We start from the raw sequence: 23,064 nt of genomic DNA, 5'->3' as shown, positions 1-23,064 counted from the left end.
TTGGGGAAGTATAGACAGCCAATCCCAGTTGATTTGCCTGATTTGAAATCAACCGGCAGGATGTTCTCCTGCAATTCATTCCCCAAGGTTGACGGCCATGGCCACCCGTACCCGCGAACTGGACAAGATCGACCGCAAGATCCTGCGCATCCTGCAGGCGGAGGGCCGTATTTCCTTCACCGAACTGGGTGAGCGGGTCGGCCTGTCGACCACCCCGTGCACCGAGCGCGTGCGCCGGCTCGAGCGCGAAGCGGTGATCACCGGCTACCACGCCCACCTGGACCCGGCGGCGGTGAAGGCCAGCCTGCTGGTATTCGTGGAGATCAGCCTGGCCTACAAGTCCGGTGACATCTTCGAAGAGTTCCGGCGCGCCGCCCTGAAGCTGCCCAATGTGCTCGAGTGCCATCTGGTCTCGGGCGACTTCGATTACCTGCTGAAGGCGCGGATCAGTGAGATGGCCTCCTACCGCAAGCTGCTCGGCAGCACCTTGCTGACACTGCCGCATGTGCGTGAATCCAAAAGCTACATCGTGATGGAAGAAGTGAAGGAAACGCTGAGCCTGCCGATTCCGGATTGAGGCGGTCGCAGGTTGGGGTCAGAGCCCGCGTTGCGGGATCCGACCCCGGCCAGGGATTGCGAGGGGTCAGATCCCGCGCAGCGGGCTCTGACCCCGGTCATGTCGACAGTCAGCGCTGCTGCGGATGCTTCTGCGAGCGCTGTTCCTGCTGCTTGCCACCCTTGTGCGGCTGCTGCGGTTCCATCTGTTGCTGTTGCTGCTGATGCTGCGGGTTGCGGCCCTGCGGTTCCTTGCCGGGATGACGGTTCTGCTGGTTTTTCATGATCGCGATCCAGTGGACAGAGGACATGCGGCGGCGGAATGCCGGCGCAGGGCCACGGTGGTCCCGGCACGGTTAATCGCAGGCGAAAAAGCAGTGATCGGCAGGATGTTGTTTTCGTGCGTTCAGGCCGTGCAGTGTGTGGAAGCTGCCACCCTTGCCTGGCATCCGAGGTCAGCGCTTGATCTGCTGCCCATCGCCGGCCGGCACGCTGTCGTAATAGCGGCCGGTACGCGAATCGAACACCCGGTTCGGGCCAGCCGGGCGCACGCCAGGCACGATGCGACCATTGCGGTCATAGACCTTGTCGGCCGGCCTCGGCGCCGGGGTGGGCGCAATCCGGGCAGGACCCGTGGACCTGATCGGCTGCGCCGGCTGCGGCGACGGCAGCACCTGCGGCTGCGGGCGTGCGGCCTGCGGCGGCGGTACCACCGGCGCCGGAGCCACGGTGGTCGCGCTGCGGGTGACCGTCGGGTCGGCAGCAGGCACCTGGGCCAGCGCCAACGTGGGCAACAGGGCCATCAGCAGCAGGGGAAGGGTCGGTTTCATGGCACGCTCCGGCGTGGATCGCATTTACCTTGCGCCTGCGCCTGTGTGCCGCCCATGAACGGCCGTCACACTTGCAAGCGCGCGCCGGCACCCCCACGTTTTCCGGCATCCCCAGGCCATCGACCCCACGGAGAGCCGGCATGACTGCCTTCGACCTGACGCCCCCCACTGCCACCCAGACCGAGGCGCTGATCGCCGGCCTCAGCAGCGAAGAGCGCCGCGTGCTGCTGCAGCACGGTACCGAAGCGCCGTTCTGCGGCGTGTTCCTGGACAACAAGCGCGAGGGCGTCTACTGCTGCCGGCTGTGCGCGCTGCCGCTGTTCCGCTCCAGCACCAAGTTCGATTCCGGCACCGGCTGGCCCAGCTTCTTCGCCCCGTTCGACCCGGCGCACGTGCGCGAGATCCGCGATACCAGCCATGGCATGGTGCGCACCGAGATCACCTGCGCGCGCTGCGGCAGCCACCTCGGCCACGTGTTCCCGGATGGTCCGCCGCCCACCTACGAGCGCCACTGCCTGAACTCCGTCTCACTTTCGTTCACCGGCAATGGCGAGCCCTGGCCCGACCCGTTGCAGCGTGGCGGCGCGGAAAGCGGTGTGGCGGGCTGAAACACCCCGCTGACCGATTTCACAGAATTCCCTCTTCAGAAAACCGGGTGACGGGCCGACAAGGAGATATCCCCTCTCCTTGCGTCGCCCCATGCTCATCATCGTTGGATTCCTGGTCGTCATCATCAGCGTGATCGGGGGCTACCTCGGTGCCCACGGCCGCCTGGGTGCCCTCTGGCAGCCCTACGAGCTGGTCATCATCGGCGGTGCCGCACTGGGTGCGTTCCTGGTCGGCACCCCGGCCAAGACGGTCAAGCAGACCCTGCAGGCCATGGTCGGCGTGTTCAAGGGCCCGCGCTACAAGCAGCAGGACTACATCGATGTCCTCAGCCTGCTCTATGAACTGCTCAACAAGGCCCGCCGCGAAGGCTTCATGGCCCTGGAAGACCATGTCGAGCGGCCGGCCGAGAGCGCCCTGTTCGCCAACTACCCCAAGGTGCAGGCCGACCACCACCTGATCGACTTCATCACCGACTGCCTGCGCCTGATGATCGGCAGCAACATCGAGCCGCACGAGCTGGAGCCGCTGCTGGAGCTGGAACTGGAAAAGCACCACGCCGAGGCCATGGCGCCGTCGCAGGTGCTGACCAAGGTCGCCGACGGACTGCCCGGTTTCGGCATCGTCGCGGCGGTGCTCGGCATCGTCATCACCATGGGCTCGATCGGCGGTGACATCGTCGAGGTCGGTGGCCACGTGGCCGGCGCGCTGGTCGGTACCTTCCTCGGCATCCTGCTGGGCTACGGCTTCGTCGGCCCGATGGCGGCAGCAATGGAGGCACGCGCCGAGCAGGACAGCCGCATCTATGAATCGGTCAAGACCGCCCTGCTGGCCTGCCTGCGCGGCTACAACCCGAAGATCGCGCTGGAATTCGCCCGCAAGACGCTGCCGTCGAACGTGCGCCCGGCCTTCTCCGATTTCGAGCAGCACCTGAAGACGGTCAAGTAAACCATGGCCGAGACCAAGCCCACTGTCATCGTCCGCCGGGTCAAGAAGGCCGGCCACGCCGCCCATCATGGCGGTTCGTGGAAGGTGGCCTATGCTGACTTCGTGACCGCGATGATGGCGTTCTTCCTGGTGCTGTGGCTGATGGCCACCACCAACAAGAACGACCGTGCGGCCATTTCCGAGTACTTCCGCAACCCCAGCCCGCTGAGCGGGCAGAACGCCACGCCGGCGCCCGGCATGGCCGGCCCGGGCGGCGCCAGCACCTCGATGATCAAGCTGGGTGGTGCCACCGACATCTCGCGCGGCAGCAGCAACGATCCCTTCCAGAACCAGAAGGAAGCGGTGCCGCAGCCGGTGGACCAGCAGCAGCGCGACAAGCAGCAGCTGGAAGCGTTGATGAAGGAACTGCAGGAAGCGATCAGCAGGAGCCAGGCACTGGAGCCGTTCAAGGACCAGCTGCTGCTGGACCTGACCCCGGAAGGCCTGCGCATCCAGATCGTGGACAAGCAGAACCGGCCGATGTTCGACCTCGGCAGCGCTACGCTGAAGCCGTATACGCAGCAGATCCTGCACGAGCTGGCCAACTACCTGAACCACGTGCCGAACCGGATCAGCCTGACCGGCCACACCGACATCACCGCCTATTCGGCCGAGCGCGGCTACGGCAACTGGGAGCTGAGCGCCGATCGTGCCAACGCCGCACGGCGTGCGCTGGTGGACGGTGGCCTGGAGGACAGCAAGATCACCCGCGTGGTCGGCCTGTCTTCGTCGGTGCTGTTCGACAAGGCCGACCCGCAGAACCCGATCAACCGCCGCATCAGCATCGTGGTGATGACCCAGGCCGCCGAAGCGGCCGCCCTGGCCGGTGCCGGCCCGCAGGTGGGACTGTCGGCGCCGACCGCCGACCCGGACGTGCAGGCCGCGCAAGGTGAGGCCGCGCCCGTGGCACATTGAACCGGGGTCAGATCCCTTTCCCATGGAAAGGGATCTGACCCCGCCTGTGTGCGGCCGGTACAATGGCGGTCTTTCCGTTTCCAGGTGACCCCACCCCATGTCCCAGAACTCCAAGGCCAAGCGCGACAAGCGCAAGAAGCAGCAGGCCAAGCGCCCGTTCCTCCGCCTGAATGCCCAGCAGCAGGTGCAGAACCATGCCGTGCTGACCAACGAAGACGGCCAGGTGGTAGCGGCCATCGGCCTGCAGGGCCGTGAGTGGCTGCTGGCCATCGGCGGCCAGACCATGGGCAACGCCGAAAACCCGGTGCCGATGCTGGCCATGCTCAAGCACCTGTCCAACGTGCAGGAAAAGGAAGGCCGCAAGGTCAACCTGGAGTACTCGGAACTGCTGCAGAAGCTGCTGGACACCCTGGCTGCCGAATCCGAGCAGACCGCTGACGAATACCTGGACAAGCTGGTTGCCGAATTCGAAGGCGTCGACGCCGCTGAGGGCGAAGAAGGCGAAGCCGTCGAAGGCGACGCGGCCGAAGAAGCCGCTGCCGAGGCCGCCCCGGCCGCTGACAGCGACAGCAAGCCGCAGGCCTGAACCGGCCGCGGCGGTGACGGTCTACGTCGATGACGCGGTGCATCCCTGGCGCGGACAGCGCTGGGCGCACCTGATGGCCGACACCCTGGCCGAGCTGCACGCGATGGCGGCGCAGCTCGGCATTCCCCCGCGGGCCTTCCAGAACAAGGCCAGCGGTGCTCACTACGACGTCACTGCCGAGCTGCGCGCACAGGCAATAGCGCTCGGTGCGCGGGCGATTTCCCGGCACACCGACCGCGAGCTGGTCAAAGCGGTGATTGCCAACGCCAGGGCGCAGTACCGGCCGTAGGCCGCGCCCAGCAGATCGTCCCCGCCGGGTCGTGCCCGGCGGATCGGCCCATCGCTCAGAACGGGTCGCTGCCCAGCCGGATTTCCACGTTCAGCAGCGAGCACAGCGCCAGCATCGCGTCGTCGTCGCGGGTCAGCGCCATCACGCCGGTGAAGCCGTCGCTGCCGGCATCCACGCTCCACAGCGTGTAGTTGTGCTCGCGCAGGCGGTCGAAGGCGGTGGACATCAGCTGCACGCCGTCCAGGCCCTCGGCGAAGTCCTCGTCGTCCAGGTCGCCGCCCCAGTCGAGTTGCAGGTTGAAGCGCGCCGACAGCTCGTTCACCGCCGACTGCAGCGATTCCAGGTCATCGCGCTCCACATCGAAACCGGACTGCCAGGCGATGGCCGTGAACAGGGCCGGCAGCCAGTCGCTGTCCGCTTCCAGCGGCTGCCCGTCCTCGGACAGGTGCTCGCGCCAGCGGTTGAACTGCTGCAGGGCCAGCTCTTCGTCGCCCGGGTTGATCAGCACCAGCAGGTTCCAGACCCGCGCCTCGAAGCCCTCCTCGTCGAAGTCGTGGATGTCTTCCTCGAAGTCGAAATAGTCGCTGTTGTCGGGCATGGCGGAACGTCCTCTGGGGCAGGCCGGCATTCTACGGTTTATCCTGTGCCGCTGAAGCCGGCCTTGGTGGCCGTCACTGTGAATGAAGCGATGAGCGATACCCCTCCCGACCACCTGGCGATCAACCCGGCCAGCCCCTTCCATGATGCACAGGCGCTGGAGCGCGGCGTTGGCGTGCGTTTCAACGACGTCGAGCGCGACAACGTCGAGGAATACTCGGTCAGCGAAGGCTGGATCCGCGTGCAGGCCGGCAAGGCCCGCGACCGCCGCGGCAATCCGATGACCATCAAGGTCAAGGGCAAGGTCGAGGTGTATTTCCTGGACCAGAAGCCGGAATAACCCGCTGTTCCGACCTGGGGTCAGGTCCCTTTCCTGCGGAAAGGGACCTGACCCCGCTCGACGGCGCACGACCGCCGCGTCATTCGCGCTTGCGCGATTCCAGCAGGTCCAGGTTGCGGATCAGGCGCCGCGAGATCTCATCGGAGATCACCCCGCGCCGGGTCAACCGGAACAGTTCCTCGCGCTCGGCATTCAGGCCCGCGCTGCGCAGCTGGCGGTAACCCAGCTCCATGCGCCGCACCTTCTCCGGGTCCACGTCGGGGCCGTCGTTGTCTTTCTCCAGGTGCCGCTGGTACAGCAGGCTCACCCGCGAGGCAGCATCGTTGTACAGCTGCACGTTCTCGGTGTTCTGGTTCATCACCAGCTGCTGGCGCATGCGTTCGACCCCGGCCAGCGCGGCCTTGGAGGACAGCTTGCGTGCCAGGTCCTCTTCCTTGCGCTCGCCCGAATCGGCTGGCAGCTGCAGGCCCTTCAGCAGCTGCGGCAGCGCCACGCTGGCGCCGACCAGCGAGAACAGGATCACCGCCGCGGCCAGGAAGATCACCAGGTCGCGCGCCGGGAACGCACTGCCATCGGGCAGGAACAGCGGCAGGGTCAACACACCGGCCAGGGTGATCGCGCCGCGCACACCGGCCACCGAGGTCGCCACCACGATGCGCCAGTTCGGCGCCTCGCCCCGCTCCAGGCCACGGCGGCGCGCGCGCAGCAGGTTCCAGCGCAGCGACAGCCATACCCACAGCAGGCGCAGCAGGATCAGCGCCAGGTTGATCACCACCACGTATACCAGCAGCCACCATGCACTCTGGTGGCCGGACTCGTTCATGGTGGTGGTGGCGCGCTCGACGATGCCCGGCAGCTGCTCGCCCAGCAACACGAACATGATGCCGTTGAAGCTGAACTGCAGCATGTTCCAGACGCCCGCGCGCTGCACGCGCATGCTGCCGGAGACACGGCCGGTCAGCTCGACGTAGCTCATCGCGATACCGGCGGCGACCGCAGCGAGGATGCCCGAGGCATGGATTTCTTCGGCGAGCAGGTAGGCCGCGAACGGAATCAGCAGGTTGACCAGCATCGCCGCACCCGGCTCTTCGCCGAAGCGGCGCCACAACCAGCGCTGGAAGGTGGACACGCCGAGGGTGACCGCCACGCCCACGGCAAGGCCGGCCACCGCCACCCACAGGAAGGTCAGCGAGGCCGTGGCGAGCGAGAAGGAGCCGGTCATCACCGCGGCCACCGCGAAACGGAAGCAGACCAGGCCGGACGCATCGTTGAGCAGCGACTCGCCTTCCAAGATGTGCATCAGGCGCTTCGGGATCGGTGCCTTGGAGGCGATCGCCCCGACCGCCACCGGGTCGGTCGGCGAGACGATGGCCGCCAGCGCGAAGCACACTGCCAGCGGCATCACCGGAATCATCCAGTGGATCAGCAGGCCGGCGCCGATCACAGTGAACACCACCAGGCCGAACGCCAGTTCGAGGATCGCGCCCTTGTCGCGGAACAGGCCCTGCTTGGGAATGCGCCAGCCATCCAGGAACAGCAGCGGCGGCAGGAACAGCAGGAAGAACACTTCCGGCTCCAGCGCATGGCCGCGGTTGAACACGCCGGCGATCACCGCGCCCAGGCCGATCTGCACCAGCGGCAACGGCAGCGAGAACGGGAGGACGCGAACCAGGTAGCCGCTGGCGACAACGGCCACCAGCATCGCCAGGACGACTTCAATGGTATGCATGCTTCTTCCAGGAAGCGGCGCGTGGGGAGGCACGAGGGCCAGCGCCGGAAACCCGGAAAAAACTACCACATGCGGCCCTGACCGCGACGGCCGGGGCCGCCGCGCGTCCAGCCCCGGCTCATGCCCCGTCGAACCGGTACAGATCCATGGCCAGGAAGCCGGCATCGATGCCGGCGTCGATGCGGCGTGCGCCGAAACCGCCCTCGCCGGCCGCTCCCATCGCGAAGAACAGCGGCAGCAGGTGCTCGTCGGTCGGGTGCGCACGCTCGGCGAACGGGGCCTGCCGGCGGTAATCGAACAGCGCCTGGCGGTCATCAGCGGCCAGCCGCTGCTCCACCCACTCGATGAAGGGCCGCACGTATGGCGCTTCCTTGCCGTCCTGGTAGTCGCCCCAGTCGTGCAGGTTGTGGGTGATGCTGCCCGAGCCGACCAGCAGCACGCCTTGTTCGCGCAGTGGTGCCAGCGCGCGGCCCAGCGCAAACTGATGCTCGGGGCCGAGCAGCGGCTGGATCGACACCGGCACCACCGGGATGTCGGCCTGCGGGCGCAACAGCCGCAGCGGTACCCACGCGCCGTGGTCGAGGCCACGCTGCGGGTCGATGGCCACTGTCAGGCCTGCGGCGGCGATGCGGCCGGCCACTTCTTCGGCCAGTGCCGGATCACCCGGCGCCGGGTATTGCAGTTCGAACAGCGCGCGCGGGAAGCCACCAAAGTCGTGGATCGTCGGCGGCTGCGGATGTGCGCCGACCAGCGGCTGCCGGCCCAGCCAGTGCGCCGAGGCCATCACGATGGCGCGCGGCGGCGGCAGGTCGCGCGCCAGCTCGGCCAGGCGCACACCGACCTGGCCCGGATGCAAGGCGGTCATCGGCGAACCATGGGAGATGTACAGCGAAGGCAGGCGGGACATGGAATTCTCCAGTTGCAGGATCAGGCGGCGATCAGCGCGAACGCAGGGTCCACTTGCCATCGCCGACCAGGAACAGCACCACCAGCGCCAGCGCCCAGAACGCCGGGTATTCCCAGCCGCCGCCGGCATTGGCGAAACCGAAGCCGTTGGCGCCGTGCACGGTGACGATGGTGCCCAGCAGCAGCGGCACGCCGACCAGGCCCACCCAGCGCGCATAGATGCCCAGCAGGAGCGCGACAGTGATCACCAGCTCGACGCCGAGGGTGAGGTAGCCGAGCACGCCGGGCAGGCCCAGCGACTCGAAGAACGCTGCCGTGCCGGCCGGGGTGAATACCAGCAGCTTGGTCAGCGCATGGACCAGGAACAGCACGCCCAGTGCCAGGCGCAGCAGGGTGGCGCCATACGGGGCCAGCGGCGAAACAGGAGCGGTCGTGGCGTGCATCGGAAAGCACCTTGAAGGGAGTGGGCTCAGGTTATTGCGCCTTCACAGGCCGATAAATACGATCGATTGACCGTATTTATTTCAGAAGGCGCAACAATGGACACCCTTGAGGCGATGCGCGTGTTCGTGGCGGTGGTCGAGCGCAACGGCTTCAGCGCCGCCGCCCAGGCCCTGGACATGTCCACCGCCGGCGTTACCCGCCAGGTCGCCGCACTGGAAAAGCGCCTGTCCACCCGCCTGCTCCATCGCACCACGCGGCGGGTCAGCCCCACCAGCACCGGCGCCGCCTACTACGCCCAATGCGTGCGCCTGCTGGCCGAGTTCGACGCGCTGGAGGCCAGCATCGGCGCGCAGGCGCTGGAGCCCTCCGGCACGCTGCGCATCAATGCACCGGTCAGTTGGGGCATCGCCCGCCTCGGCCCACTGCTGGCCAGTTACCGCGAACGCTTTCCGCAGGTGGAACTGGACCTGGCCCTGTCCGACCGCCTGGTGGACATGGTCGAGGAAGGCTACGACGTGGCCATCCGCATCACCCGCGAGCCGGGCCCCACCCTGATCGCTCGCCGCCTGGGCGAATCGCGGGTGAGCCTGTGCGCCGCGCCCGCCTACCTGGCCGCACGCGGCGCCCCGCAGACCCCGCAGGACCTGCAGGCGCACGCGTGCCTGGGCTACAGCTACTGGGCCGCCGGTGACCACTGGCCGCTGCAGGGGCCGGGCGGCGAAGTGAAAGTAGCGGTGAACAGCCTGCTGCACGCCAACAACGGCGACGTGCTGCGTGAAGCGGCGATCGCCGGCATGGGCGTCATCCTGCAGCCCGACTTCCTGCTGGAAGACGCGCTGGCCGATGGCCGCCTGGTGCGCGTACTGCCGGAATGGGAGGCCTCGCCGATCGGCATCTTCGCGGTCTATACCAGCCGCAGCCATCTGGCACCGAAGGTGCGCAGTTTCATCGACCATCTGGTGGACACCGGGGTGTAGCCGAGTCTGGCGCTTGCCGGTAGTGCCGGCCGCTGGCCGGCACATACGAACCCCCGTCATGCTTCGGTCGGGTAGTGCCGGCCGCTGGCCGGCACATACGAAACCCCGTCATGTTTCGGTCGGGTAGTGCCGGCCGCTGGCCGGCACATACGAAGCCCCGTCGTGCTTCGGTCGGGTAGTGCCGGCCGCTGGCCGGCACATACGAAACCCGATCAGGCGGGGACCTCATCCAGCGCGTCGATGATCTGTTCCAGCGGCGCCGGCCGCCCCAACAGGTAGCCCTGCACCTGGTCACAGCCATGCGCAGCCAGCCAGTCCAGCTGCCCCGGCGTCTCCACGCCTTCGGCGATGATGGTCAGGCCCATGCTGTGGCCCAGCGACAGCAGCGCGCGGCAGATCGAGGCATTGCGTGGATTGGTTTCCACGTCGGCGACGAAGCTGCGGTCGATCTTCAGGATGTCCAGCGGCAGGTGCTGCAGGTAGGACATGCTGGAATAGCCGGTGCCGAAATCATCCAGCGACACGCGGATGCCCTGCTCGTGCAGGCGCTGCATGGTCTGCATCGCCTGTGCCGGCTTGCGCATCAGGCTGCTCTCGGTCAGCTCCACGTGCAGCGCGCCACGGGCCAGGCCGAAATCCTGCTGGGCACGGGTGAATTCGGCCACCAGGTCGCTGTTGAAGAACTGAACCGCCGACACGTTGACCGCGATCGGCAACTCACCCCACCCGGCCTCGACCAGACGGCGCTGCGCCTTCGCCGCCGCGCGGATCACCCAGCGGCCCAGCGCCAGGATCAACCCGGTGTCCTCGCACAGCTGGATGAACTCGTTGGGCGGGATGAAGCTGCCATCGGCCTGCGGCCAGCGCAGCAGTGCCTCCAGCGCTGCCGGGCTGCCATCGCCGGCATGCCGGATCGGCTGGAAATACAGCTGGAATTCGTTGTCGATGGCGGCATGGATGCGCCCGGCCAGGCGCAGGCGGTCGGCCAGGCGCGTGGTCACGGCCGCGTCGAACCAGACCACCACGTTGCCCTCGGCGCGCGCCGCATGCGCGGCCTGCGCGGCCATGCCGATCACCTGCTCGGCCGTGTGCCCGTCACCAGCGATGTGCACGGCCACGCCGATGCGCGGCTCGAACTGGTGCAGCGAGTCCTTGCCGCGCATCGGCGCCGACACGATCTGCAGCAGGTCGTCCAGCACGCGCTGGGTATCGTGCTCGGCACCGATGGCGAAGACGAAATCCTCGGCCGGCTGGAACGCCAGCGTGCCACAGCGTGCGCCCAGGCCCCCGAGCCGGGTCGCCATCGACTGCAGCACCGCATCGCCGATCTCGCGGCCCAGCGTATCGGCCACCAGCTGCAGCCCGCGCAGCTGCACGAAGGCGATGGTGTAGCCCTCCTCCTGCTCGTCCAGCTGTTCGGTCAGGGCGCGCACATTGAGCAGGCCGGTGGCCGGGTTGTGCCGTGCCTGGTAGGCCAGGTCGCGCTCGTAGGCCAGCCGCTCGCTGACATCCTCGGCCAGCACCAGGCACGCGGGCTGCCCGTCGAAGTCGAGCTTGGACAGGTGTGCGCGCACCTCGAACACACTGCCGTCCTTGCGCCGGTGCAGGCGCACGGTCGCGTCGGGGGGATCGCCCACCTGCGCCCGCTGGATGGCACCACGCACTTCGTCCCAGCCTTCGCGCGGGCGGATGTCGAGGATGCTCATCGCCAGGAACTCGTCGCGGCTGTAGCCGTACTGGCGCACTGCAGCGTCGTTGACCTCGATGAAGCGCAGCGTATCCGGGTCGAACACCCAGAACGGTGCCGGATTGCGGTCGAACAGCAGGCGGAAGCGGCGTTCCACTTCGCTCATCTGCTCGCGCGCCTGATAGCGTTCGCTCAGGTCGGTCAGCGCACCGATCATGCGCCGCTCGCTGTCGGCCACTTCCACCCGCTGCCCGCGCGCGCCGACCCAGCGCACCTCGCCCCCGGGCAGCACCAGGCGGAACACCTGGTCGAGCACAGCGCTGCCGGCGAAGGCCTGGTCAAAGGCCTGCTGCAGGCGCGCGGCATCATCGCGATGCACGCGCGCGAAGAAATCCGCGACCGGCAAGGCGTCGGTCTGTACCCCAAAGATCTCGCGGGCCAGCGGCGACCAGCGCAGCAGCGCGGCGTCCTCATCCACGTACCAGGTGCAGACACGCCCGACCTGGTGCGCCAGGCGCAGCTCGGCGTGGCCCGTCTTCAGTTCCTCGGCCATCGCCTGCTGGCTGCGGGTGCTGCGGCGCACGGCGTACAGCAGTACCAGCAACACCGCGATGTAGGCCAGTACGATCGCCACCGACGCCTTCAGGTACGGCCACCACGGTGCGAGTACATCTTCGTCGGCCAGGCCGACCTGCACCGCCAGCGGGCTGCGTTCGAGCGTGCTGATGGTGAGGATGCGCGGCACGCCGTCGACAACGCCGGGCATGCTGCCCAGCTCGACCACTGCCTGCGTGCCGAGCAGGTCCCGGCGCGGCAGGTCATAGCGGCGGCCCACCGTGCCATGCGGATCGGGTACGCGGGCCAGCATGTAGCCCTGGGCATCGCTGATCGAGACCAATCCGTTGGGACCGACATCCAGGCCGCCGACGATGCGCTGCAGTTCGCCACAGCGCAGCCGTGCCAGCAGCCAGCGCCCATCGGCCATCGGCAGCGCCAGCGGGACCACCCAGCCCCCGTCGCTGGCACGCTGCGGCGGGCCGATGTACAGCGCGCTGCCCGAGCCGCGCCGTTGCGGATCGGTCCACAACGGCAACTGCAGGTCGCCCTTGCCGGCCGTCAATGCGCGGCCATAGCTGTCGAGCACCACGATGCTGTGCAGTTCGGCGTGCCGGCCCAGCACGCCGCCGATGGAGGCATCCAGCAAGGCCGGCGCCTGTGCCGGCACGCTGCGGAACAGTTCCGCGGCGTCGGCGGCGATGCCGGTCATGGCCCGCTCCAGGTTGCGCAGCTCCAGCGCCAGCAGGCGCTCGCTGCCCACCGCCAGCGCGCGGCTCTGCCGCTGCGCCGCTTCCAGGCGGCGGTGGTGGTCGTTGACCAGCATCAGGGCCAGACCGGTCACCAGCAGTACGCCCAGCAGCACACCGCCCCAGGTGATGGCGCGCAGCGGCCGGGCCAACGCCCGTTTCAGCGCGGGCATCGGTTGATGTTCCTTGTGCAGTCGGCTGGCTTCATGCGCGAACGAATCCTCCACGTCCCCGACCTCAACGGCCGGCGGACGCCATTCTTGACGCCTGACCCCATCCTGCATGGCCACCTCCCCGTGTCCGCGCAGGGCTCGAGGGTCCAGCATGCACCACCCCGGTGACGGCGTGAAGATCGCATCCGCACGTTCAGCCAGATCCTGCACAGGGCGGGCCCCGCAGGGGGGCGGCCAGTGGCGCCGGAGCGGATTAGACTTGGGGTTTTCCGCTGCAAGAGAAGTCCATGTCCAAGCTGCGCCGTCCCACCCTGGCGCTGGCCATTGTTGCCAGCCTGTCCCTGGCCGCCTGTGACCGCCCGGCCGACCCGGCCGTCGGTGCCACCGCGCCGGCCGATGCCGCCCCCGCTGCGGCCAAGCCGATGCTGGGCAGTTTCGGCTTCGATGCCAGCGGCATGGACCGCAGCATCGCCGCCGGCGACGACTTCTTCGGCTTCGCCAACGGCACCTGGGTGAAGAACACCGAGATTCCGGCCGACCGCTCGCGCTTCGGCAGCTTCAATGTCATTGCCGAGAAGACCCTGGCCGACACCCGCGCCATCCTGGAAGGGGCCGCCGGCAACACCCAGGCCAGCGGCGACGACAAGCTGATCGGCGACTACTACGCCGCCTACATGGACGAAGCCGGCATCGAGCAGCACGGTCTGGCGCCGGTGCAGCCGCAGCTGAAGGCCATCGATGCGATCGCCGACAAGGCCGGGCTGGCCCGCGCACTCGGCGGCGACCTGCGCGCCGACGTCGACCTGCTCAACGCCACCAACTTCTACACCGACCGCCTGTTCGGCCTGTGGGTGTCGGTGGACATGCTGCAGCCGGATCGCACCGCGCCGTACCTGGTGCAGGGCGGCCTGGGCATGCCCGACCGCGATTTCTACCTGGGCGATGGCCGCATGGCCGAACTGCGCAAGCAGTACCAGGCCTACATCGCACAGATGCTGCAGCTGGCCGGCGTCGCCGACCCGGCCGGCAAGGCGCAGCGCATCCTCGCGCTGGAAACGAAGATCGCGCAAGCACATGCCACCCAGGAAGAAACCAACGACGTGACCAAGGGCGCCAACCCCTGGACCCAGGCCGACTTCAATGCAAAGGCGCCGGGCCTGGACTGGAACGCCTTCCTCGATGCGGCCGCGCTGGGCAACCAGCAGGACTTCATCGTGTGGCAGCCCAAGGCCGTGGCCGGCCTGTCCAGGCTGGTCGCCACCGAGCCGCTGGACGCCTGGAAGGACTACCTGGCGTTCCACGCGCTGGACCGTGCCGCCGCCTACCTGCCGAAGAAGTTCGCCGATGCCCGGTTCGCCTTCCATGGCACCGCGCTGAGCGGCACGCCGCAGCAGAGCGACCGCTGGAAGCGCGCGGTGGACGATGCCAACCATGCCGTCGGCGAAGCGATCGGCAAGCGCTACGTCGAAAAGCACTTCGACGCCAGGACCAAGGAGCGTGCGGACGAGATGGCGAAGAACATCATCGCCGCTTTTGCCAAGCGCATCGACGCGCTGTCGTGGATGTCGCCGCAGACCAAGGCGCATGCCAAGGCCAAGGTCACGGGCCTGACCGTGGGCATGGGCTATCCGGAGAAGTGGCGCGACTACACCGGCCTGGAGATCCGCCGTGATGATCCGCTGGGCAATGCACAGCGCGCCGAGCTGTTCGAGTACCAGCGCAACATCGCCAAGCTGGGCAAGCCGGTCGACCACAGCGAGTGGGCGATGCTGCCGCAGACCATCAATGCGATGAACGTGCCGCTGGAGAACCGCCTGGTGTTCCCGGCCGCGATCCTGCAGCCGCCGTTCTTCGACGGCGCTGCCGACGACGCGGTGAACTACGGTGCGATCGGTGCGGTGATCGGCCACGAGATCAGCCACGGCTTCGACAACGCCGGCGCGCTGTTCGATGAGACCGGCAAGCTGCACAACTGGTGGACCGCCGAGGACCTGAAGCAGTTCAACGCCGCCGGTGATGCGCTGGCCGCGCAGTTCAGCAGCTACGAGCCGTTCCCCGGCGTGCACGTGAACGGCAAGCTGACCCTGGGCGAGAACATCGCCGACGTGGCTGGCCTGGGTACCGCCTACGATGCCTACCAGCTGTCGCTGCAGGGCAAGCCGGGCCAGACCCTGGAAGGCTTCAGCCCGGACCAGCGCTTCTTCCTCGGCTTCGCCCAGGCGTGGCGCAGCAAGAGCCGCGAGCAGGCGCTGCGCAATTCGCTGCTGACCGATGTGCATGCCCCGGGCCAGTTCCGCGCATTGACCGTGCGCAACATCGACGCCTGGTACCCGGCGTTCGAAGTGAAGGAAGGCCAGAAGCTGTACCTGGCCCCGGACAAGCGGGTCAAGGTGTGGTGATGTAACCGGAACGGGCGCCGCAAGGCGCCCGTTTCATTTCCGGGTAGCGGCCAACCTTCGTCGGCACATACTCCGCTCTGGTGGGTGCCGACCTTGGTCGGCACGGGGTAGGAATCCACGCATGGCGTGGATCTACCTGCGGGTGATGGCAGCCATCAGCAGGGCACTCCCAGCCAACACCGCCGCAGCCCACAGATTCGCATGCAGGCCCACGCCATCCAGCAGGCGGCCACCACCCCACGCACCCATTGCGATGCCGATGTTGAATACCGCCACATACAACGCGGTGGCGATCTCCACGGCCTGCGGCACCGCCTTCATCATCCAGCTCATCAGGCCCACCGATACACCGCCATAGGCCAGACCCCACAGCAGCAGCACTGCAATACCTGCGGAGGGCGTATTTCCCACCCACAGGAACAGCAGAGGCGTCAGCAGCAGGCCCGAGGCTATCGCCAGCAGCATGCCCCGTGGATGGCGCGCAGCCAGCGGCCCGGCGATGAAGTTGCCGGCGATGCCAGCCAGGCCGTACCCAAACAGCAGTGCACCTATCCACGACGCATCCACGCCCGATACGGACGTCAGCAGCGGCCGCACGTACGTGAAGGCGATGAAGTGCCCGGACACCAGCAGCCCGGTCAGCCACAGGCCACGCCGCAGGTTGCGCTGGCCAAGCTGCTGCACGAACTGCCGCGGCCGCACCGATGTGCTGACCGGCAACGCGGGAACCACCCGCAGATGCAGCAGCATCACCGCCGCACTGAACAACGTCATCGCCACGAACGCGCTGCGCCAGCCCAATGCATCCCCGATCAGCGCGCCCAACGGAACGCCGAGCACCGAAGCTGCGGCCACGCCTCCGAAGATGATCGAGGTGGCCAGACCGATGCGCTGCGCAGGTACCAGGCGCGCTGCCAGCCCACCGGCAATGGTCCAGATGCCGCCCATGCAGAACCCCACCAGCACACGCGCGGCCAACAGCCAGCCGATGCCAGGTGCCAGCGCCGACGCAAGGTTGGCGACCAGCAGCAGGCCCAACAGCGCACACAGGATGCGGCGACGATCGATGCCACCGGCTGCGATCACCGCAAGCGGGGCGAACACTGCCGCCAGCAGGGCGGGCAGTGAGATCATCAGGCCGGCGGTGCCGGTGGACGCGCCGAGATCTTCGGCGATGGGAGTCAGCAGGCCGACCGGCAGCATTTCGGTGGTGACCACCGAGAACGTGGCGAGGCCGACGGCGGAGACCGCCCACCACGGATGGCGGGGCACAGACGCGGCATGCGCAGGCGATGAAGCGCTCACGGGATGATTCCTTCAGGAGATGTGGACGCGGCAGACGGGCGCAGCGCACGTTGCACGAGCAAGGCGAACAGCAGCACGCCACCGCCTGCCGCCAGCGCAACCACAAAACCGCTGCGCACGCCCGCCGCATCGACGCTCTGTCCAGACAGCGCCGCGCCCAGCGCCACGCCGATGTTGAGGCCGGCCAGCAGCCACGTCATGCCTTCGGTCAGGCGTGCTTCGGGCACGCGTTGTTCAACCAGCGACATCGCCACGATCATCGTCGGCGCGAAGAACACCCCGGCCAGCAGTACCGCAGCGGCCAGTGCCGGCAGAGTGCCGACCCACAGCAGCGGCAACGTGGTCAATGCGGTGGCCGCTGCTCCGGCCAGCAACAGGCGCGGCAGCGGCATCGGCAGCTTCAGGGCACCAAACAGCAGGCCCGCCGAGCAGCTGCCCAGCGCGTAGGCCGACAGCACCCAGCTGGCAGCTAGTGGCTGTCCGCGCAGCTCGGCCAATGCCACGCTGGTGATGTCGACGGTGCCGACGATCACGCCCATCGCCAGCATCAGCAACGCCAGCAGGCGGATCTCCGGTTGCCGCAGCAGCGAGTGCGAGGATGCTGCACCTTCGTAGTGCTGTATCGGCGGCTCGGTGCCCCGCTGCAGCACCAGTGCGGCGACGCCGGCCACCAGCAGCAGGGCGGCCGCCAGTACGCCAGCCTGTGGCCATACCGCCACCGACAATCCGACGGACAACGGTGGCCCGGCGATGAAGGTCACCTCGTCGAACACGGTCTCCAGCGAATACGCGGTCTGCAGCTGTGGTCGTCCGCGATGGGTCGCGGTCCAGCGCGCTCGCACCATCGCCGACACGCTGGGCATGCAGCCGGCCAGCATCGCCGCAACGAACAGCGTCCAGTCCGGCGCGGCCAGCAGCGTGCACGCGAGCAGCAACAGCAGACCGGCCGCACTGGCCGCAGTGGCCCATGGCAGTACCCTGCCCTGCCCGCGCCGGTCGACCCAGCGCGACACCTGCGGCGACAGCAACGCATAGGTCAGCACGAAGGTGGCCGACACCGCACCGGCCAGTGCATAGCTGCCGCGCAGCTGGGACAGCAAGGTGATGATGCCGATACCGGTCATCGGCAGCGGCAGGCGTGCCAGCAGCCCGGCCAGGGCGAGGCCGGCGGTGCCGGGGGTCGCGAACAGGTCGCGATAGGGGGTGGCCATCAGGTTCTCCAAGCGACTTGCCTGGCGCACGGGGCGCCATGACAATACATACGGGGCGTATGAATAAGAGGCTACATTCATACGCGCCGTATGTAAATAATCATGCACTGCGTATGTAAGGAGCTCTGAATGGTTCGCCGCACCCGCGCCGAGATGGAAGAAACCCGCGCCACCCTCCTGGCCACCGCCCGCCGGGTGTTCAGCGAGCATGGCTATGCCGCCACCTCGATGGACGACCTGACCGCCCAGGCCGGGCTGACCCGCGGCGCGCTGTACCACCACTTCGGCGACAAGAAGGGTCTGCTGGCGGCTGTCGTCGCCCAGCTCGATGCCGAGACCGACCAGCGCCTGCAGGCGATCAGTGATGCCGCCGACGATGCCTGGGAGGGCTTCGTGCAGCGTTGCCGCGCGTACCTGGAGATGGCGCTGGAACCGGAGATCCAGCGCATCGTGCTGCGCGATGCGCGCGCGGTGCTCGGTGGCGCCTCACCGGAATCGCAGCGCCACTGCGTGCATTCGATGCAGCACCTGATCGAACATCTGGTTGCCCAGGGCGTGGTGGCGCCGGTGAATGCGCAGGCGCTGGCGTCGCTGATCTATGGCAGCCTGGCCGAGGCCGCGTTCTGGATCGCCGAGGGCGAGGATGGCGACGTGCGCCTGCGGCAGGCGACGGCGGCGCTGGAGATGCTGTTGCGCGGGTTGAAGTCGGCGGGGTAAGGCCCATCCACGCATGGTGTGGATCTACTGCGGCTCCTGCGGCACCGCGCGCAACGCGTGCCAACCAAGGTTGGCACCTACCGGGGAACGGTGGGCCACTCGCGCAGCACCGACACCGGCACGCCCATGCGCGCACAGGCGCGGCTGGCCAGGCCATCGGGCAACGCACGGCGAAACAGCGGCGCCATGCCCTGCACCAGTGTCGCCGACGCGGCGGCCTGCGCGCGCTGACGGCCACTGCGTTCAAGCATGCCTTCGGCCCAGTCCGGCAGCAGTGCCGCGCCTGCACCCAGGAACACTTCGCGCGACAGCCCCGGCACCGGTACCGGCAGGCGCACGCCGGACAGCACCTCCAGCACCTCGCGCGAGCGCTCGTCGACGCGCAGCTCCGGCTGCCGCGCACAGAAGTACGCCGCCACTTCCGCTTCGCTGCGCGGCACGTCCACCGCACCCAGTGCCTCGGCCACGCAGCGGTACTCATCGTAGTAACGGTCGGCGATGTGTGCCGGCACCTCCCGTCCGTACCGGCGGAAGCCCTGAAGGAACCCGAACGCCTCGGTCACATGCACCCAGGTCAGCAGCTGCGGATCATCGGCGGCGTAGGGTTCGCCCTGTGCGGTCTGGCCGCGGATCCGTGCATGGATGCGGCGCACCTTGGCCACCAGCGCCTCCACCTCGCCGGTGGGCGCATAGCTGGTACCGGCAACGAACGCGGTGGTGCGACGCAGGCGACCCACCAGGTCCTGGCGGAAATTGGAGTGATCGTAGACCCCGGCCAGCGCGCGCGGATGCAGGGTCTGCAGCATCAGCGCGCACAGGCCACCGGCCAGCATCGAGGGGAACTCGGCGTGCAGGCGCCAGGTCACGCTGTCGGGTCCAAACCAACCCGGGTCACCCAGCGGCTGGTCGTAATCGATGCCGCTCTGGCCACGGGGGAAGGCCTCCAGCACCCAGCGCCGGATCGGCGCGGTGACGGGGCGGGAGAGTCGCTGCAGCAGAGCCGGCATCACAGGTCCAAGAAAGACGGAAGAACAGTCGCATCTTGCGCGGTTGGCTCCGATTCTCGGCGATCACGACCGCGGCGGCGAGTCTTCGTACTCAGCCACGGTTTCATGTGCGGCCGCAGCACATTTCACCCTGCGACATCCTGTCGCAGGCAGCGCCCTCGATGCTGCGATGCAACAACATTCACCGATTCAGGCAAAGCCCTTGCGCAGCTTGGCATTGCGCCCATTGCACGGCTCGCTGGAAGTGCTAGAACTGGAACCGCCACACCGTCCAATGCTGATCGACGCACGTTCCACAAGGAGCCAGCCATGATTGCTTTGTTCAAGGGTTTGGGAATTCTGCTTCGCGACAACGAGCTCTACAGCAGCCCGTTCGACAAACAGGTCGCGCATTGGCGCAATCTCAGCGAGCAGCAGATCCGCGATGAAGTCGCGGTGCTGGCCCAGGCCAAGTGCCAATGGCTGATCGCCTCGATCGTCGGCTGGCAGGCAGCCTCGCTGCTGATTCTTGGCCTGATCGCCAACTACCTCTGGCGCGACGACTTCCATATCACGTTCACCCGCGTGGTAGTCGTGTTCGGCTCGTGGGTGTCGATCCTGTTCGTGATCTGGTTCATGGCCAACATGTTCGATCAGCAGGCCGGTTTCGAGCGCTGGATGAAGGCGTTCAACAGCCGCGCACGCATCAGCTCCAAGGCCGACAGCGTCGAGCACGTGGCCGAGGCACTGGACCTGGCCGAGCATTACCCGGAAGTGCTCGATTACAAGCAGGCGGTCACCGCCAAGCGCGAGCTGCGCCACGAGGACATCCGCATCATGACCGAGATCGGGCGCATGAAGCAGCACTCCGAACTGGTCGGCCGCCTCAACCACGTGGGCGAGAACGAGCACCTCCACGACCTGACACTACAGCCTGCCTACTGACCCTTCAGGGAAGCGGGGGGAGCCACAATGCCACCGTGATCACTCACGGTGGCATTGTTCTTTCCGATCCTCGCTGACGCACTGGGCGAAGCCCTTCGGCAGGCCCCTGAACTCCCGGGTCGTGCCGGCCGCCAACGCGAACGACCGTATCGGCGCTTTCGCACAGGCGGCATCAGGACGACAGGCCGGGTCCAGCACCAGGTAATGGCACTGGCCGCTGCGGCTGGCCATGCACTCGAAACGCGCCACGCCGTCCACTACCGTGCGCTTGCTGTACAGCGTGTCCACGCCATTGGCAGTGGTGCGGGTGATCGCGGTTTCAGTGGACTTCCGGCAACCGGCAAGCGCCAATGCGGCGAGGCCGACAAGCAGGAAAAAACGCATGCAATGCTCCTGGCGGCGGAGACTGCGTCGCGGCTACATGCCGCGGAACAGGCTCATGAACGGTTGGCTGACCACCAGCGTCTCCGTGCGCCCGCGCAGGCGCAGCACGCCGCGCCCGGTGTCGTCGCGGCTCACCGCTGCCACCGCCTTCATGTTGACGATGGTGGAGCGGTGGATCTGGCGGAAGTGCTGCGGGTCGAGCACTTCAAGCAGTTCACGTAACGGTGTGCGCAGCAGGCTTTCGCCGGCAGCGGTGACCACGGTGGTGTACTTGTTGTCGGCGCGGAAGTAGGCCACATCTTCCAGCATGATCAGCTGCGTCTCGCGGCCGTTGCTGGCGGTGATCCAGGCCAGTGGCGGGCGCTCCGCTGCGCCCTGCGACGGGCCCAGCCGCTGCAGCAGGCGCTCCAGCACGGCATCGTCCTGTCGCGTTGATGGCAGCCGCGACAGGATGCGCTCGCGGGTGGCCAGCAGGCGCTCGTCGCTGACCGGCTTCAACAGGTAGTCCATCGCGCCCTGCTCGAACGCATCGATGGCGTACTGGTCGTAGGCGGTGACGAACACTACCTGGGTGCGCGGGCTCAGCTCGGACAGCGAGCGCGCGACCTCGATGCCGCTGATGCCGGGCATGCGGATGTCGAGAAAAGCGATATCCGGCTGCGTCTCGGCCAGCTGCTCCAGTGCACTGGCACCGTCCTCGCACTCGGCCACCAGCTTCAGCTCCGGCCACAACCGGCCCAGCTGCTCCACCAGTGACTGCCGCAGCAGTTCTTCGTCTTCGGCGATCAGGGCTTCAAGCGGCATGGCTGCGCTCCTTGTGCGACTGCGGCAGGGTCATGGTCGCGGCCACGCCGCTGGGGAAGTTGGCAACGATCGCCACGCCGGCCTGCTCGCCGCAGGTCAGGCGCAGGCGCTCGCGCAGGTTCTTCAGGCCGATGCCGGTACCGCTGGTGCCCTGGCCGAAGCCCAGCCCATCGTCGGCCACGGTCACGGTCACGTGGTCATCGAAGCCGCGCGCCAGTATCCAGATCGTGCCACCGCCGGGCTTGGGTTCCAGGCCATGCTTGATCGCGTTCTCCACCAGCGTCTGCAGTGCCATCGCCGGCAGGTGCACGCCGTGCAGTTCGTTCGGTACCTGCATTTCCACCGCCAGGCGTGCGCCCATGCGGATGCGCAGGATTTCCAGGTACGCGCGGGTGCGGTCCAACTCCACGCCCAGCGTGGATACCGATTCGTCCACCTGCGGCAACGAGCTGCGCAGGTATTGAATGAGGTGGCCGAGCATCTGTTCGGCACGCGCCGGATCGGTGCGGGTCAGTACCTGCGCGTTGGCCAGCGTGTTGTAGAGGAAGTGCGGTTCCACCTGCGCATGCAACAGGTTCAAGCGTGCCACCGACAGTTCCTTTTCCACCTGGGTCTGTTCGGCCGCAGCCTGTTCGTCGCGGCGCTGGTCGGCGACGCGGCGGCTGATCGCACGGGTGACTGCTTCGGCGTTCTCGAAGTTGCTGCCCTCGTCGAGCGCCAGCAGGTCGGCCCACCAGCCGGCATCGGGTTCGAACAGCAGGGTCACGGTGCTGGTGCCCTGCCCCGGTGTCACCGTGGCCAGCACGCTGTTGCGCTTGATGGCCAGCCGCGCCGGCAGGTTCCAGCGCGAGGGCTGGCGGCCGTTCCAGAGGTCGACCCGGCGCACATAGGCGCGCACCTGCAGGCTGCCGGCCGAGCTTTCCACGTCTTCGACGCGCGGTAGTTCGGAAATCGCCGCCTCCACCACCGAGAAGGCGTGGCCCGCGTCCATCGGCAGTTCGATCTGGCGGCGCTGGCGGCCGGACAGGGTGGTGGCATCCAGGCGACCGGCCACCAGCCAGACCCGGCGGATGTGGGTGATGGCACTGCCCAGCGCGGAAATGATCAGGAACATCGCCAGCAGCCCGAAGATCCAGCCCGGGCCATCGTTCATGCCACTGAAGATGCCGCTCCAGACCATGCCGGCGACAACCAGCGCGGCAGCCCAGGCCAGCAGGTGGCGGATCAGGAGAGAGAGGCTGGCGAACACGGCGGCGCCTTGAGGAAGGGGGTGAGCCGAGCATAGGGCGGCCCGCCGGGCAAGCAAGCAGGCTGCGACGAAGGCCGGGAAAGTTGGGATGGAAGCCGTTATGGAAACGCCGGGCACGGCCCGGCGTTTCCGGGGGCGG

24 protein-coding genes are annotated in these 23,064 nt (G+C 67.7%); 11 read left to right on the top strand and 13 right to left on the bottom strand.

Going from position 1 to position 23,064, the window contains the following annotated elements; translation table 11 throughout:
- The first annotated feature begins 97 nt into the window (after positions 1-97).
- On the top strand, positions 98-577 hold the full coding sequence (locus tag ACT6SE_RS01285) for an Lrp/AsnC ligand binding domain-containing protein (RefSeq protein ID WP_004140558.1): 480 nt from the start codon (positions 98-100) through the stop codon (positions 575-577).
- Positions 578-686: 109 nt separating this feature from the next.
- Here the strand turns inward: ACT6SE_RS01285 and ACT6SE_RS01280 are convergent, their stop codons facing one another.
- Both ACT6SE_RS01280 and ACT6SE_RS01275 read right to left on the bottom strand, forming a co-directional pair.
- On the bottom strand, positions 687-866 hold the full coding sequence (locus ACT6SE_RS01280) for a hypothetical protein (RefSeq protein ID WP_046428635.1): 180 nt from the start codon (positions 864-866) through the stop codon (positions 687-689).
- Between the two features lie 144 nt (positions 867-1,010).
- Positions 1,011-1,385 carry a hypothetical protein gene (locus ACT6SE_RS01275; RefSeq protein WP_014645801.1) on the bottom strand — a complete coding sequence of 125 codons (375 nt, stop codon included), beginning with the start codon at positions 1,383-1,385 and terminating at the stop codon, positions 1,011-1,013.
- 140 nt (positions 1,386-1,525) lie between these two features.
- On the opposite strand from ACT6SE_RS01275, the gene msrB reads away from it, so the two are divergent.
- The 5 genes from msrB to ACT6SE_RS01250 all read left to right on the top strand — a co-directional run bounded on the left by msrB (position 1,526) and on the right by ACT6SE_RS01250 (position 4,768).
- A complete protein-coding gene (gene msrB / locus ACT6SE_RS01270; protein ID WP_005415117.1) occupies positions 1,526-1,993 on the top strand; it encodes a peptide-methionine (R)-S-oxide reductase MsrB in 468 nt (155 codons plus the stop codon).
- Between the two features lie 91 nt (positions 1,994-2,084).
- Positions 2,085-2,939, top strand: a complete 855-nt coding sequence (gene motA, locus ACT6SE_RS01265; RefSeq protein WP_014645799.1) for a flagellar motor stator protein MotA — start codon at positions 2,085-2,087, stop codon at positions 2,937-2,939.
- Positions 2,940-2,942: 3 nt separating this feature from the next.
- The gene (gene motB, locus ACT6SE_RS01260) at positions 2,943-3,893 is read left to right on the top strand and encodes a flagellar motor protein MotB (RefSeq protein ID WP_046428632.1); all 951 of its coding nucleotides are present in this window, start codon (positions 2,943-2,945) and stop codon (positions 3,891-3,893) included.
- Positions 3,894-3,990: 97 nt separating this feature from the next.
- A complete protein-coding gene (locus ACT6SE_RS01255; protein ID WP_046428629.1) occupies positions 3,991-4,479 on the top strand; it encodes a hypothetical protein in 489 nt (162 codons plus the stop codon).
- Between the two features lie 13 nt (positions 4,480-4,492).
- Positions 4,493-4,768 carry a DUF4031 domain-containing protein gene (locus ACT6SE_RS01250; RefSeq protein WP_046428626.1) on the top strand — a complete coding sequence of 92 codons (276 nt, stop codon included), beginning with the start codon at positions 4,493-4,495 and terminating at the stop codon, positions 4,766-4,768.
- A 55-nt stretch (positions 4,769-4,823) separates the two neighbouring features.
- On the opposite strand, the gene ACT6SE_RS01245 is transcribed toward ACT6SE_RS01250, so the two are convergent.
- Positions 4,824-5,366, bottom strand: coding sequence for a DUF6630 family protein (locus ACT6SE_RS01245; protein WP_032959249.1), 543 nt, complete (start codon positions 5,364-5,366; stop codon positions 4,824-4,826).
- A 90-nt stretch (positions 5,367-5,456) separates the two neighbouring features.
- Here ACT6SE_RS01245 and ACT6SE_RS01240 point away from each other — a divergent pair, with 90 nt between their 5' ends.
- The gene (locus tag ACT6SE_RS01240) at positions 5,457-5,705 is read left to right on the top strand and encodes a DUF3297 family protein (RefSeq protein WP_005415112.1); all 249 of its coding nucleotides are present in this window, start codon (positions 5,457-5,459) and stop codon (positions 5,703-5,705) included.
- 79 nt (positions 5,706-5,784) lie between these two features.
- Here ACT6SE_RS01240 and ACT6SE_RS01235 read toward each other — a convergent pair whose 3' ends face one another.
- The 3 genes from ACT6SE_RS01235 to ACT6SE_RS01225 all read right to left on the bottom strand — a co-directional run bounded on the left by ACT6SE_RS01235 (position 5,785) and on the right by ACT6SE_RS01225 (position 8,783).
- Positions 5,785-7,434, bottom strand: a complete 1,650-nt coding sequence (locus tag ACT6SE_RS01235; RefSeq protein WP_046428622.1) for a Na+/H+ antiporter — start codon at positions 7,432-7,434, stop codon at positions 5,785-5,787.
- A gap of 118 nt (positions 7,435-7,552) precedes the next feature.
- The gene (locus tag ACT6SE_RS01230; protein WP_046428619.1) at positions 7,553-8,341 is read right to left on the bottom strand and encodes a dioxygenase family protein; all 789 of its coding nucleotides are present in this window, start codon (positions 8,339-8,341) and stop codon (positions 7,553-7,555) included.
- Positions 8,342-8,372: 31 nt separating this feature from the next.
- A complete protein-coding gene (locus ACT6SE_RS01225) occupies positions 8,373-8,783 on the bottom strand; it encodes a DoxX family protein (protein ID WP_046428617.1) in 411 nt (136 codons plus the stop codon).
- A 96-nt stretch (positions 8,784-8,879) separates the two neighbouring features.
- On the opposite strand from ACT6SE_RS01225, the gene ACT6SE_RS01220 reads away from it, so the two are divergent.
- The gene (locus tag ACT6SE_RS01220; RefSeq protein WP_046428614.1) at positions 8,880-9,761 is read left to right on the top strand and encodes a LysR family transcriptional regulator; all 882 of its coding nucleotides are present in this window, start codon (positions 8,880-8,882) and stop codon (positions 9,759-9,761) included.
- Positions 9,762-9,973: 212 nt separating this feature from the next.
- Here ACT6SE_RS01220 and ACT6SE_RS01215 read toward each other — a convergent pair whose 3' ends face one another.
- Positions 9,974-13,036, bottom strand: coding sequence for a bifunctional diguanylate cyclase/phosphodiesterase (locus tag ACT6SE_RS01215; protein WP_046428611.1), 3,063 nt, complete (start codon positions 13,034-13,036; stop codon positions 9,974-9,976).
- A 176-nt stretch (positions 13,037-13,212) separates the two neighbouring features.
- Between ACT6SE_RS01215 and ACT6SE_RS01210 the strand changes: the two genes are divergently transcribed.
- Positions 13,213-15,324, top strand: a complete 2,112-nt coding sequence (locus tag ACT6SE_RS01210) for a M13 family metallopeptidase (RefSeq protein ID WP_032959257.1) — start codon at positions 13,213-13,215, stop codon at positions 15,322-15,324.
- Positions 15,325-15,456: 132 nt separating this feature from the next.
- On the opposite strand, the gene ACT6SE_RS01205 is transcribed toward ACT6SE_RS01210, so the two are convergent.
- Positions 15,457-16,629, bottom strand: a complete 1,173-nt coding sequence (locus ACT6SE_RS01205; RefSeq protein WP_014645788.1) for an MFS transporter — start codon at positions 16,627-16,629, stop codon at positions 15,457-15,459.
- Positions 16,626-17,840 carry an MFS transporter gene (locus tag ACT6SE_RS01200; RefSeq protein ID WP_046428674.1) on the bottom strand — a complete coding sequence of 405 codons (1,215 nt, stop codon included), beginning with the start codon at positions 17,838-17,840 and terminating at the stop codon, positions 16,626-16,628. Before ACT6SE_RS01200 ends, ACT6SE_RS01205 begins: the two co-directional genes overlap by 4 nt.
- Positions 17,841-17,969: 129 nt before the next feature.
- On the opposite strand from ACT6SE_RS01200, the gene ACT6SE_RS01195 reads away from it, so the two are divergent.
- Positions 17,970-18,557 carry a TetR/AcrR family transcriptional regulator gene (locus ACT6SE_RS01195; protein WP_014645786.1) on the top strand — a complete coding sequence of 196 codons (588 nt, stop codon included), beginning with the start codon at positions 17,970-17,972 and terminating at the stop codon, positions 18,555-18,557.
- Between the two features lie 77 nt (positions 18,558-18,634).
- Here the strand turns inward: ACT6SE_RS01195 and ACT6SE_RS01190 are convergent, their stop codons facing one another.
- A complete protein-coding gene (locus ACT6SE_RS01190) occupies positions 18,635-19,564 on the bottom strand; it encodes an oxygenase MpaB family protein (protein ID WP_046428605.1) in 930 nt (309 codons plus the stop codon).
- 309 nt (positions 19,565-19,873) lie between these two features.
- On the opposite strand from ACT6SE_RS01190, the gene ACT6SE_RS01185 reads away from it, so the two are divergent.
- Complete coding sequence (locus ACT6SE_RS01185; protein WP_046428600.1) at positions 19,874-20,488, top strand: hypothetical protein; 615 nt, start codon at positions 19,874-19,876, stop codon at positions 20,486-20,488.
- Between the two features lie 39 nt (positions 20,489-20,527).
- On the opposite strand, the gene ACT6SE_RS01180 is transcribed toward ACT6SE_RS01185, so the two are convergent.
- Genes ACT6SE_RS01180 through ACT6SE_RS01170 form a run of 3 tightly spaced genes read right to left on the bottom strand, consistent with a single transcriptional unit; the run spans position 20,528 to position 22,925 of the window.
- Positions 20,528-20,872, bottom strand: a complete 345-nt coding sequence (locus tag ACT6SE_RS01180; RefSeq protein WP_014645783.1) for a hypothetical protein — start codon at positions 20,870-20,872, stop codon at positions 20,528-20,530.
- Positions 20,873-20,905: 33 nt separating this feature from the next.
- Positions 20,906-21,676 (bottom strand): LytR/AlgR family response regulator transcription factor, encoded by a 771-nt coding sequence (locus ACT6SE_RS01175; protein WP_014645782.1) that lies wholly within the window; start codon positions 21,674-21,676, stop codon positions 20,906-20,908.
- Entirely contained in the window at positions 21,666-22,925 is a 1,260-nt protein-coding gene (locus ACT6SE_RS01170) for a sensor histidine kinase (protein WP_046428597.1), read from the bottom strand. Before ACT6SE_RS01170 ends, ACT6SE_RS01175 begins: the two co-directional genes overlap by 11 nt.
- Positions 22,926-23,064 lie beyond the last annotated feature (139 nt).

Origin of the sequence: Stenotrophomonas sp. LC732, from assembly GCF_052446685.1 — a bacterium.
In the GTDB taxonomy this organism is placed as follows: Bacteria; Pseudomonadota; Gammaproteobacteria; order Xanthomonadales; family Xanthomonadaceae; genus Stenotrophomonas; species Stenotrophomonas muris.
This window is presented reverse-complemented; position numbering and strand designations above follow the sequence as displayed.